This window comes from Modestobacter sp. KNN46-3, from assembly GCF_011039295.1.
Genome location: NZ_JAAKGN010000161.1, coordinates 1 through 10,549 on the forward strand (window position 1 = coordinate 1; position 10,549 = coordinate 10,549).

Annotated in this window: 11 protein-coding genes; 6 read left to right on the forward strand and 5 right to left on the reverse strand. The window is 75.4% G+C overall.

Going from position 1 to position 10,549, the window contains the following annotated elements:
• Positions 1–855, reverse strand: an 855-nt coding sequence (locus tag G5C62_RS22565) for a serine/threonine-protein kinase (protein WP_164702771.1), incomplete at its 3' end; no start/stop codon positions are given.
• Positions 856–1,003: 148 nt separating this feature from the next.
• Positions 1,004–2,107 (reverse strand): glycerate kinase, encoded by a 1,104-nt coding sequence (locus G5C62_RS22570; protein ID WP_164702772.1) that lies wholly within the window; start codon positions 2,105–2,107, stop codon positions 1,004–1,006.
• Between the two features lie 202 nt (positions 2,108–2,309).
• Between G5C62_RS22570 and G5C62_RS22575 the strand changes: the two genes are divergently transcribed.
• The 3 genes from G5C62_RS22575 to G5C62_RS22585 all read left to right on the forward strand — a co-directional run bounded on the left by G5C62_RS22575 (position 2,310) and on the right by G5C62_RS22585 (position 4,833).
• Positions 2,310–2,693 carry a hypothetical protein gene (locus G5C62_RS22575; protein ID WP_164702773.1) on the forward strand — a complete coding sequence of 128 codons (384 nt, stop codon included), beginning with the start codon at positions 2,310–2,312 and terminating at the stop codon, positions 2,691–2,693.
• Between the two features lie 429 nt (positions 2,694–3,122).
• Positions 3,123–4,022 (forward strand): 3-hydroxyacyl-CoA dehydrogenase family protein, encoded by a 900-nt coding sequence (locus tag G5C62_RS22580; protein ID WP_036332531.1) that lies wholly within the window; start codon positions 3,123–3,125, stop codon positions 4,020–4,022.
• 10 nt (positions 4,023–4,032) lie between these two features.
• Positions 4,033–4,833, forward strand: a complete 801-nt coding sequence (locus G5C62_RS22585) for an enoyl-CoA hydratase-related protein (protein ID WP_036332529.1) — start codon at positions 4,033–4,035, stop codon at positions 4,831–4,833.
• On the opposite strand, the gene G5C62_RS22590 is transcribed toward G5C62_RS22585, so the two are convergent.
• On the reverse strand, positions 4,820–5,098 hold the full coding sequence (locus G5C62_RS22590) for a hypothetical protein (RefSeq protein ID WP_241176070.1): 279 nt from the start codon (positions 5,096–5,098) through the stop codon (positions 4,820–4,822). The genes G5C62_RS22585 and G5C62_RS22590 overlap by 14 nt on opposite strands.
• Positions 5,099–5,242: 144 nt before the next feature.
• Between G5C62_RS22590 and G5C62_RS22595 the strand changes: the two genes are divergently transcribed.
• Positions 5,243–5,881, forward strand: a complete 639-nt coding sequence (locus G5C62_RS22595; RefSeq protein ID WP_164702774.1) for an MBL fold metallo-hydrolase — start codon at positions 5,243–5,245, stop codon at positions 5,879–5,881.
• Here G5C62_RS22595 and G5C62_RS22600 read toward each other — a convergent pair.
• Complete coding sequence (locus G5C62_RS22600; protein WP_164702775.1) at positions 5,842–7,722, reverse strand: EAL domain-containing protein; 1,881 nt, start codon at positions 7,720–7,722, stop codon at positions 5,842–5,844. The genes G5C62_RS22595 and G5C62_RS22600 overlap by 40 nt on opposite strands.
• Before the next feature lie 105 nt (positions 7,723–7,827).
• Here G5C62_RS22600 and G5C62_RS22605 point away from each other — a divergent pair, with 105 nt between their 5' ends.
• Positions 7,828–8,943, forward strand: a complete 1,116-nt coding sequence (locus G5C62_RS22605) for a GAF domain-containing protein (protein WP_164702776.1) — start codon at positions 7,828–7,830, stop codon at positions 8,941–8,943.
• An 11-nt stretch (positions 8,944–8,954) separates the two neighbouring features.
• Here the strand turns inward: G5C62_RS22605 and G5C62_RS22610 are convergent, their stop codons facing one another.
• A complete protein-coding gene (locus tag G5C62_RS22610) occupies positions 8,955–9,695 on the reverse strand; it encodes a GntR family transcriptional regulator (protein ID WP_036332525.1) in 741 nt (246 codons plus the stop codon).
• Positions 9,696–9,780: 85 nt separating this feature from the next.
• Here G5C62_RS22610 and G5C62_RS22615 point away from each other — a divergent pair.
• On the forward strand, positions 9,781–10,549 hold a 769-nt coding region (locus tag G5C62_RS22615), incomplete at its 3' end, for a 6-phosphofructokinase (protein ID WP_164702777.1).

Here is a 10,549-nt window from a genome sequence, read left to right on the forward strand (position 1 = left end):
CACCGCCGGCAGCTGTCGCCCGGCGAGCACCTCGTCGATCGCCGCGACGACGGCCTCGCCGTCGGGGTAGCGCTGGGCAGGGTCCTTGACGATGGCGCGCTCGACCAGCCGTCGCACGCCCTCGGGCAGCTCCGCGGGGAGCGGGGCGGGCTGGTCGCGCAGGTGGCGCAGCGCGATGGTCACCGAGTTGTCACCGTCGAAGGCGCGCGCGCCGGTCAGGCACTCGTAGCCGACCATGCCCAGGGCGTAGACGTCGCTGGCCGCCGTGGCGTGGGCACCCGCGGCCTGCTCCGGGGAGAGGTAGGACGCGGTGCCGACCACCTGGCCGGTCTGGGTGAGCGGGACGCTCCCGGCCGACCAGGCGATGCCGAAGTCGGTGATCTTGACGGTGCCGTCCCACCGGACCAGCACGTTCCCCGGCTTGACGTCCCGGTGCACCACCCCGGCAGCGTGGGCGGCGGCCAACGCGGAGGCGGTCTGCCGGAGCACGTCGAGCGTCCGATCCGGCGACAGGCGCTCCTCGCGGGCCAGCACGGTCGACAGCGACTGGCCCTCGACCAGCTCCATGACCAGGTAGGCCAGGTGCTCGCCGGAGCCGTCGACCGCCGACTCCTCGCCGTAGTCGTAGACGGCGGCGATGTTCGGGTGGCTCAGCGCGGCCGCGTGGTGCGCCTCGGCGCGGAAGCGGGCCAGGAACAGCTCGTCACCGGTGTACTCGCTGCGCAGCACCTTGACCGCGACGGTCCGGTCGAGCAGCTGGTCGTGCGCGCGCCACACCTGGCCCATGCCGCCGGAGGCCAGCAGGGTCGCCAACTCGTAGCGGTTCCCGAGGCTCCTCCTCGTGGGCTCCACCACCGTGCGCCGTCCCCTCGTCCTGCGTCGTCATCACGTGCGAACCCCAGCCGGCCGGCGCTGGCGGGCTGGACGCACCGAAGGGGTGGATGCCCCGCCGGAGCGTTCCTACACATGCCGGCGACCGGCTCGTCGGCCGAGGTGAGCAACGTCAGGTCGAGACGGACCGTTCCCGCGCGAGACGCTCCCCTGCGGCAGCCAGCCAGTGGGCCGGGTCGGCCATGGCGCCCTCGACCGAACCGGCCAGCTCGGTGAGCGAGAGCGCACGGGCCACCGGCAGCTCGTCTGCCGCCACGACGCGGCCGGCGACCACCGCCACCGGCACCGCCGCACCGCGTGCCCGCTCGACCAGGTCGCCCACCACCTTGCCCCGCAGCGACTGGGCATCGAACTGCCCCTCGCCGGTCACCACGAGAGCCGCCCCCCGCAGGGCCTCGTCCAGACCCGCGGCGGCGGCCACCGCCTGCGCGCCGCTGACGAACTCCGCCCCCCAGCAGGCCGCGAAGCCGTAGGCGGTGCCGCCGGCCGCCCCGGCCCCCGGCGCCTCCCGGTCGCCCCCGAGCAGGTCGGCCAGCCGGGCCAGCGCCGCGTCGAGCTCGGACACCTGCGTGGGGTCCGCGCCCTTCTGGGGCCCGAACTGGCCGGCGGCGCCCAGCGGCCCGAGCAGCGGTGCGGTGACGTCGACCAGGCACTGCACGCCCCCGGCCGGCGGCGGGACCAGCCCGGCCAGGTCGACCCGGGCCAGCCGGGACAGGGCGCCGCCGCCGGGGGGCAACGGCGCCCCGTCGGCGTCCAGGAAGCGGGCACCCAGCGCAGCCAGCGCACCGGTGCCGCCGTCGGTGGTGGCGGAGCCGCCCAGGGTGAGCATCACCCGGTGCACGGCCGGATCGGCGAGCACGGCAGCCAGCAGCTGCCCCAGCCCCCGGGTGGTGGCGCCCAGCGGGTCGGGCTGCTCGAGCAGCGGCAACCCGGCCGCCCGGGCCATCTCCACCACCGCCGTCCCGTCCGGGAGCAGCAGCCAGGCGGCGTCCACCGGGCGCCCGTCCGGCCCGGTCACCGGCGCACTGCGCCAGCAGGCGGCCGGCAGGTCGTGCCCGAGCGCCTCGAGCGTGCCCTCACCGCCGTCGGCGAGGGGGACGGCGATCAGTTCGTCGTCCGGCCGTACCCGGCGCCAGCCGGCGGCCAACGCCTCCGCGGCCGCCGCCGCACCGAGCGTGCCCTTGAACGAGTCGGGGGCGATCACCACCCGGGTCACCCTCGGTCACCGTCGCCGTCGTCGCCGCACCACATGACCGGCAGCCTCGCCGGTGCCGGGGGCGGGCGGCAAGCCGGGTGGGGCGGCCCGGCGAGGAACGTGCCGCCAGCCGGTACCGATCGGCCCGGGAGCTGCCGAGGAGGACCGCGACGGCCGCTCGCGCAAGTCCACGACCAGGAGTGCAGGTCCGATGATCGGTGCCATGTCCACGTCCGCCACCCCCGCCCGGGCACTGCGACCCGTCACCGTGAGCGCCGCACCGGCGCGCTGGCGGCGGAACGCCCTCGCCGCCCTCACCGCCGAGGACCGCGCGCTGCTCGCCGAGGCGACCGGCGTGCAGCTGACCGCGGACGGCGAGCGGGCCGACGGTCGCGAGCTGGTGCCGGCCGTCGCCTCGGCCGTCGCCCGGGATCGGCTGACCGGGCTGCTGCCCAACGGCCGACCGGTCAGCCGCGGCTACCTGGAGCAGATGTGGGCCGCCCTGCCCCTGGGGCCGGGCTCGGCCGGGGCGATCAGCGACATCACCGCGCTGCTGGACGTGCTGGCCCGCCGGGACGCGCACCAGGCCCTGGCCCGCCCGGCCTGACCCGGCCTGACCCGGCCTGACCCGGCCTGACCCGGCCTGACCCGGCCTGACCCGGCCTGACCCGGCCTGACCCGGCCTGACCCGGCCTGACCCGACTCGGCCTGACCCGAGCCGACCCGACCTCGCGCAGGCGTCGTCGGCGTCGGCGTCGGCGCCGTGCCGGACAGGTCGACCAACGTCTCCGGTCAGTGCAGCTAGTGCTCTGGTGCACCAGTGCAACCAGAGCACTAGCGCACCGGTCACCACACGGTCAGCCGCGCCTGATGCCGGTCGGGGGACTCGGGAGGACGTAGCAGGTCCGCGGGCGCGCCGCCGGGTCGACGGGGTCGACTCGGCCAGCTGCCCCGCGGTCCCCCGGCTCCCGGCGCGGGAACTGCCGTACCAGCAGAATGGGCCGCGCCCGGAACGCCGTCAGCAGAGGAGCTGTCGATGCACCCCCAGGACACGCCGTCGACCAGCGAACGGACCAGCACCGCACTGCCGGAGCAGGTCGGGGTGATCGGCGGCGGTCGGATGGGCGCCGGGATCGCCCAGGCCTTCCTGGTCGCCGGGGCACGGGTCGAGGTGGTCGAGGCCGGTGACGAGGCAGCCGAGGCCGCCCGCGGCCGGGTGTCGGCCGGCCTCGAGGAGGCCGCCCGGCGCGGCAAGCTGACCGCTGAGGTCGCCGAGGTCCTCGACCGGCTGACCCTGGTCGACTCACCCGCCGAGCTGACCGAGGACGCCGGCCTGGTGGTGGAGGCGGTGCCCGAGCGCGCCGACCTCAAGGTCGCCGTGCTCACCGCCGCGGAGGCGGTGCTGGGGCCGGACGCCGTCCTGGCGACCAACACCTCCTCGCTCTCGGTCACCGAGCTGGCCGCAGCGCTGCAGCGGCCGGCGCGCTTCCTGGGCCTGCACTTCTTCAACCCGGTGCCGGCCTCGAAGCTGGTCGAGGTGGTCGTCGCGCCGGAGACCGCCGAGGACGTCGTCGCGGCCTCCCGCGACTGGGTGCGGGCGCTGGGCAAGACCGACGTGGTCGTCCGCGACTCCCCCGGCTTCGCGTCGTCCCGGCTCGGCGTGCTGCTCGGGCTGGAGGCGATCCGGATGCTGGAGGAGGGTGTCGCCGACGCCGAGGCGATCGACGCGGCGATGGAGCTGGGCTACCGGCACCCGATGGGCCCGCTGCGTTCGACCGACCTCGTCGGTCTGGACGTGCGCCTCGCGATCGCCGAGTACCTCGCCGGCACCCTGGGCGAGCGCTTCACCCCACCCCAGTTGCTGCGTGACAAGGTGGCCGCCGGAGAGCTGGGCCGCAAGACCGGCCGCGGCTTCCACGACTACGCAGAGGACTGAGAGGACGACGATGTCCACACCCGGCTCCGAGCCCACCGTCACCCGCGCCGACGCCGACGGCGTCGCCACGCTGACCCTGCAGCGACCGGCGCTGTCCCACCGGCTGCGCACCGAGCTGCTCGCGCACGTGCGGGACGTGGCCGCGGACGAATCGGTGCGCGCCGTGCTGCTCACCGGCAGCGGTCGGGCCTTCTGCGTCGGCCAGGACCTCGCCGAGCACGTCGAGGAGCTCCGCTCCGAGCGTCCGGACGCCGGGCCGTCGCTGTCGGTGGTCGAAGCCGAGTACAACCCGCTGATGCTGGCCCTGGCGGCACTGCGCGTCCCCCTCGTCGTGGGGGTCAACGGCGCCTGCGCCGGAGCGGGCCTGGGCATCGCGCTCGCCGGCGACCTGCGGGTCGCGGCCGCCGGCGCGAAGTTCACCACCGCGTTCACCGGCATCGGGCTGTCCAGCGACTCCGCGCTGGCCTCGCGGCTGGTGCACTGCGTCGGCGGGTCCCGTGCCACGGAGCTGCTGCTGCTCCCCGAGCCGTTCCTCGCCGAGACCGCCGCCGAGTGGGGGCTGGTGCACCGCGTCGTCCCGGCCGCGGACGTGCTCGCCGAGGCGACCGCGCTCGCCACCCGGCTCGCTGCCGGGCCGACCCGGGCCTACCGGGCGGTCAAGACGGTGCTGGCGACGGCGGCCACCGACAGCCTCGAGGACACCCTGGCGCTGGAGGCCAGCCTGCAGACCGACCTCGGGGCGACCGCCGACCACCGCGAGGCCGTCGAGGCGTTCCTGGGCAAGCGACCGGCGGTCTTCACCGGCCGCTGATGGATCGAGGCCCCCTCCCTGGAGGGGGCCCGGGTTCCACGTGGAACCGCTGGCTGGCGGCGGTGCAGGCTGAGCAGACGTCGACGCCGGACACCGGCCAGTGCGCCTCGGTGGTCACCCGGGCCAGGGTGCCGCAGACGGTGAGCTCGCAGGCGCCGTCCAGGTCGGCGGGGGCCCGGTGCACCTCCACGGCGTGCCAGAGCGCGGCGGCCGGCCCGTGCGCACGGCTGCGGGCGGCGGCGAACGTCAGCGTCTGCGTGGTCACCCCTGGGTCGTCGGCAGCACCGGCCTGCCGGTGCAGGGGCTCCGCCGCCGGCTCACCCCATCGGATGACCCGGCCCGGTGCCCAGGTGTGGACCCGGCGTGGCAGCGTGCACTGCGACGTCCCACCGCCTGCGAGGAGACCCTGGTGCAGCTGACCAAGCACGGACACGCCTGTGTGGTCCTGTCCGACGGTGACCGACGGCTGGTCGTCGACCCGGGTGCGTTCACCGCCGACGACGCCTGGCACGGCGCCTCGGCCCTGCTGGTCACCCACCAGCACCCCGACCACTTCCTGCCCGACCGGGTCCGCGCGGCGCTGGACGCCGACCCGGCGCTGGAGGTGTGGACGAACTCGGCGGTGGCCGAGCAGCTGGCCGGCGCGGGCCCGCGGGTGCACGTGGTCGGTGCCGGCGACGCGTTCACCGCCGCGGGGTTCGGGGTCACCGTGCACGGGGAGTGGCACGCCGTGATCCACCCGGACCTCCCACGGGTGCGCAACGTCGGGTTCCTCGTTGAGGAGCGGGTCTTCCACCCCGGCGACGCGCTCACCGTGCCGCAGGCCGCCGTCCCCACGCTGCTGCTGCCGGCGCACGCCCCGTGGTCCATGACCGGCGAGCTGATCGACTACCTGCGCGAGGTGCGCGCCGAGCGGGCGCTGGCCGTGCACGACGGCCTGCTCAACGACACCGGCCTCGGTCTCGTGGCCGGGTTGCTCGGTGAGCGTGGCCCCGGCCAGCCGGTGCCCTACGCGCGCCTGGCCCCCGGGGAGTCCGTCGAGGCCTGAGGTCCGTCGGCCGGCGGTGCGAGGGACAGCGGCACCCTGACCCGCGGGTCCAGCTCGGCGATCCGGGCCGCGTAGCGCCGCACCCGGTCCCGCTCGGTGAGCAGCGCGCGCTCGGTCTCCACCTGGTCGGTGACATCGGTCTGGATCCCGATGTACTGGACGACGGCGTCGGTCTCGTCCGTCACCGGGGTCAGCGTGCACTCGTTCCACCATTTGCTGCCGTCGGCCCGCCGGTTGAGCAGGACCTCCCGGCACTCGGCACCGGCCGCGATCGCCGCGCGCATGCGGCCCACGGCGGCCGGGTCGGTGTCGGGGTCCTGCAGGAAGCGGCAGTTGCGGCCCAGCAGCTCGGCGGCGGGCTGGCCGGCCAGCCACTCGAACGCGGGGTTGACGTAGACCAGCGGCTGGTCGGGCAGCCGCAGGTCCACGATCGTGACGCCGGTGCCGACCGCGGCCAGCGCCCGGTGCAGGAGCGCCTCCCCCGGATCGCCGGCGGAGCGCCCGGTGAGCAGCGAGACCACGCCGGCCGGGACCGCTGGCACCTTGCCGTCCTCCGTGGACGCACGCCGCAGGGTGTTCGGCGCCACCCGGGAGAGCAGCGCCCGGGCGGCCCGCACCACCGTGTCGCGCTCGTAGGTGAGCGCGAAGGCGAACCGGCGCGCCATGTCCGGGCCGTCGTCCCCGAGGTCGCGGGCCAGCAGCGCGGCGCTGAAGTGCGGGCTGAGCACCACGACGTCCCACTCGCCGCGCACCGGGTCACCGGCCGCCAGGTCCGCGCCGCGGAGGCCGGGCATCGGCTCCACCGGCAGGTCCTCGCCCAGGGCGGCGACGAACCCGACCCGCTCGACCAGGTCCCGGTAGCGGAGCCGGGTCGCCGGCGTCACGTGCCGCGCCTCCTGGAACGTCGAGGCGACCACGCAGGTCTCCCCCAGTCGCAGGGCCTGCCGTTCCAGTTGCTTGCTGAGCTCGATCAACAGCGCCTTGGGCGCCTCCCGGACCGGTACGCGCGCCGGCAGGCAGGCGAACGGGGACACCAGCTCGCCGCGTGGGTCGGCGGGCTGGACGGCGGGCAGCCGGAGCGTGCCCGGTCGAGCACCCGAGGCGGCACCGGGCCCCGGGCGACCGAACAGCCAGCCCTGCCCCAGCGTCGCCCCCAGCGCCCGCGCCATGGTCAGGTGCGTGCCGTTCTCGATGCCCTCGGCGAGCACGAGCGCCCCGGTCGACTCGGCGTAGGCGTTGACCGCGTTCATGATCTCCGCGATGGCCGGGCCCGGACGTTCCTGCACCAGGCGCAGGTCGAGTTTGACGACGTCGGGCCGCAGCAACGGCATGAAGGCAAGCGAGAGGGACTCGGCACCGACGTCGTCCAGGGCGATCGCCCAGCCGAACTCCCGCACCCGCTCGACGGTCCGCAGCAGTTCCGCCGGCCGGGCGGCCAGCGCGCGCTCGGTGATCTCCAGGACCACCCGCAGGTCCCCGGGCACGGGCAGCTCCGGGTCGAACAGCGCCGCCACGGGGGCGTCGTCGAGGACCTCGGGCTCGACGTTGACGAAGACGGTCGAGGGAGCCAGCAACCCCTGCGCCACCGCGCCGCGCAGTGCGGCGGCCCGGCACGCCTGGTCCAGCTCGGTGAGGCAGCCCGCGTCGCGCGCGGCGGCGAACAGCGCGTCCGGCGCCTCGAACGGGCCCTCCGGGCCGCGGGCGAGCGCCTCGTAGGCGACCACCCGTCCGCTGTCCAGCTCGACGATCGGCTGGAACACGCTCCGGACCGCACGGTCCGCGATCACCGCACGGATGTCGGTCGTCCGCTGCTCCCCGAACTGCGCCACGTCGTCCCCCATCGGAGCCGGGCATCGACCCCTGGAGTCTGACAGCATCGTCGTGCTCCGGACGGGTGAGCACACCGGTGGGCGTCACCGGACAGGCCGCAGGCGAGAGGGGGCGCGGTGAGCGCTGCGTACCAACTGCCGACCTGGGCCGTCCTGCCGGCCCGGGCCGACGCGACCTTCGACCGGCTCGCCCGGTCGGCGGCCGAGGCGCTGCGCGCCCCCCGCGCACTGGTGGTCCTGGTCAGCAAGGCCGGGCAGGTCTTCCCGGGCGCCTTCGGGCTGCCCGAGCCGTGGGCCAGCCGCCGTTCGATGCCGTTGAGCCACTCGATGAGCAAGTGGGTGGCCACCAGCGGCAGCCCGCTCGCGCTGCGCGACGCCCGGGAGCACGCCGAGTTCGCCACCGGCCCCTCCGTCCAGGAGCTGGACGCCGTCGCCTACGCCGGGATGCCGCTGTGGGGCGTGCACGGGCAGCCCATCGGCGTGCTGTGCGTCATCGACACCAGCCCCCGGGACTGGACCGAGCCCGAGCTCGCGGCGCTGCACCGGATGGCCGACGACAGCTCCCGGCAGCTGCGGTTCCGGGTGATCGAGCTGGCCGAGCAGGAGGCGCACGCGGTCGCCGTCCGGGACGACAGCGCCGCCCAGAGCGCCGCCGAGGCGGCGCGCGCCGCGTTCGTGCTGGCCGAGGCCGATGCCGACCGGGCCCGGGTGGTCGCCCGGCTCAGCACCGCGCTGCTGCCGGCGGAGACGCTCCCCGAGCTGTTGCACACGGTGGACCGGCTGGTCCGGTCCCCGCTCGGCGCCACGACCGTGCTGCTCGGGGTGGCCGAGGTCGGTGCCCCGGAACTGCAGGTCTGGTCGACGGCGTCCAGGGCACCGCGGAACACCGGCCCCGTCGCGTGCCTACGGGTGGACGACGCCCACCCACTGGCGGCGGCGATGCGCGAACGGCACCTGGTGGCGGTCGCGACCCCGGAGGAGGCCGGGGACTTCCCAGGGCTGCTCGAGCTGCCCGGTGCGGGTCCGGTCCTCGCCGTCCACCTGCCGCTCGGTCAGCACCACTCCGACGCAGCGCTGCTGGTCGGCTGGCGACAGCCACGCCAGCTGGACGCACCGGTGCGGGCCGTCGTCACCGACCTGGCCCGGCCGGTCGGCCACGCACTGGACCGGGTGCTGCTGCGCGACCAGCGGCTGCGGCTGGCCGAGCTGCCGCCGGGGCCGGCCCAGGCCTGACCCGGCCCGGCTCAGCGACCGCCGACGGACACCTCGAACTCGACCTGGCTCACGTCGGGCCGCAGCCGGCTGAACGAGTGCACCAGCGGGTGCCCCGACGTGTCCCGGACGGTGGTGCGCACGACGAGCAGCGGCGAGCCCGCGGTCACCTGCAGCACGTCGGCCTCGTCCGCGGCCGCCGTCCCGACGTCGACGAAGATCCGGGCGTGCGCCAGGTCGGCGGAGTACTCCCGGCGCAGGAACTCGTAGAGCGAGCCGTGGCTGAAGTCCTCGGTGGCCGCCTTCGGGTAGCGGGTGGCCGGCAGGAAGCTGCGGACGACGTGGTTGGGGAGCCCGTCGACGCTGCGCAGCCGGACCAGCTCCACGACGTCGTCGGCGGTGCCCACCCCCAGCTCGGTGGCGATCGGCGGAGCGGCCGGGACGACGCGCTGGGTGAGCACCGAGGTGCCCACCTGGGCGCCCTGCTCGGTCATCACCGAGTGGAAGCCGGCGATCCGGTGCACGAAGCTCTCGCGGTACTCGTGCCGGATGCCGGGCCGGCTGACGAAGGTGCCACGACCCTGCTCGCGGATCAGGTGTCCGTCGGCGACGAGCCCGTCGACCGCCCGGCGCAAGGTGATCCGGCTGACGCCGTACTCGGCGCACAACACCGGTTCGGGAGGGAGGAGGGTGTGTTCCGGCAGCGCGGACGCGCGTCGCCGCAACGCCTCGCGCACGGCGAGGTACTTGGGCCCCGCCTCCGAACTCGCCACGCCCAGAAAGGTACTGCACCATGAGACGTCTAGACGTCATGACGTACGGTTCACCCGCCCGACCCCCTCGTCCGGAGGAGAGCACGTGCGCATCGGAGTCCTGACCGGCGGCGGAGACTGCCCCGGCCTCAACGCCGTCCTCCGGGCGGTGGTCCGCACCGCGGAGAAGCAGTACGGCAGTGACGTCGTGGGGTTCCGCAACGGCTGGCGCGGCCTGCTCGACGACGACGCGATGCCGCTGGACCGGCCCATGGTCCACAACCTGCTGACCCGGGGCGGCACGATCCTCGGCTCCGCCCGGGTGGCGCCGCAGAAGCTGCACGACGGGCTGGGCCGGATGCGCGAGGTGCTCGACGCCCACGGGGTGGACGTGCTGGTGCCCATCGGCGGCGAGGGCACGCTCACCGCCGCGGCGTGGCTGTCCTCCGAGGGTGTGCCGGTGGTCGGCGTCCCGAAGACGATCGACAACGACATCGACGGCACCGACCTCACCTTCGGCTTCGACACCGCGGTCAGCATCGCCACCGAGATGATCGACCGGCTGCACACGACCGCCGAGTCCCACCAGCGCGTGCTGCTGGTCGAGGTGATGGGACGGCACGCCGGCTGGATAGCGCTGAACTCCGGGATGGCCGCGGGCGCGCACCTGGTGATCACCCCCGAGGAGCCCTTCGACATCGAGGCGGTCTGCGAGATGGTCACCGCCCGGTTCGAGCGAGGCCACCGGCACGTCATCGGGGTGATCAGCGAGGGCGCCACGCCCAAGCCGGGCACGATGCCGCTGCGCGACGGCGGGCTGGACGAGTTCGGCCACCGGCGGTTCACCGGGGTCGCCCAGCAGCTGGGCGAGGAGC

Excerpts from the sequence above, each read along its gene's own strand:
- G5C62_RS22580 (WP_036332531.1), top strand. The coding sequence starts at position 3,123 with ATGCACCCCCAGGACACGCCGTCGACCAGCGAACGGACCAGCACCGCA.
- G5C62_RS22585 (WP_036332529.1), top strand. The coding sequence starts at position 4,033 with ATGTCCACACCCGGCTCCGAGCCCACCGTCACCCGCGCCGACGCCGAC.
- G5C62_RS22575 (WP_164702773.1), top strand. The coding sequence starts at position 2,310 with ATGTCCACGTCCGCCACCCCCGCCCGGGCACTGCGACCCGTCACCGTG.
- G5C62_RS22600 (WP_164702775.1), bottom strand. The coding sequence starts at position 7,722 with ATGGGGGACGACGTGGCGCAGTTCGGGGAGCAGCGGACGACCGACATC.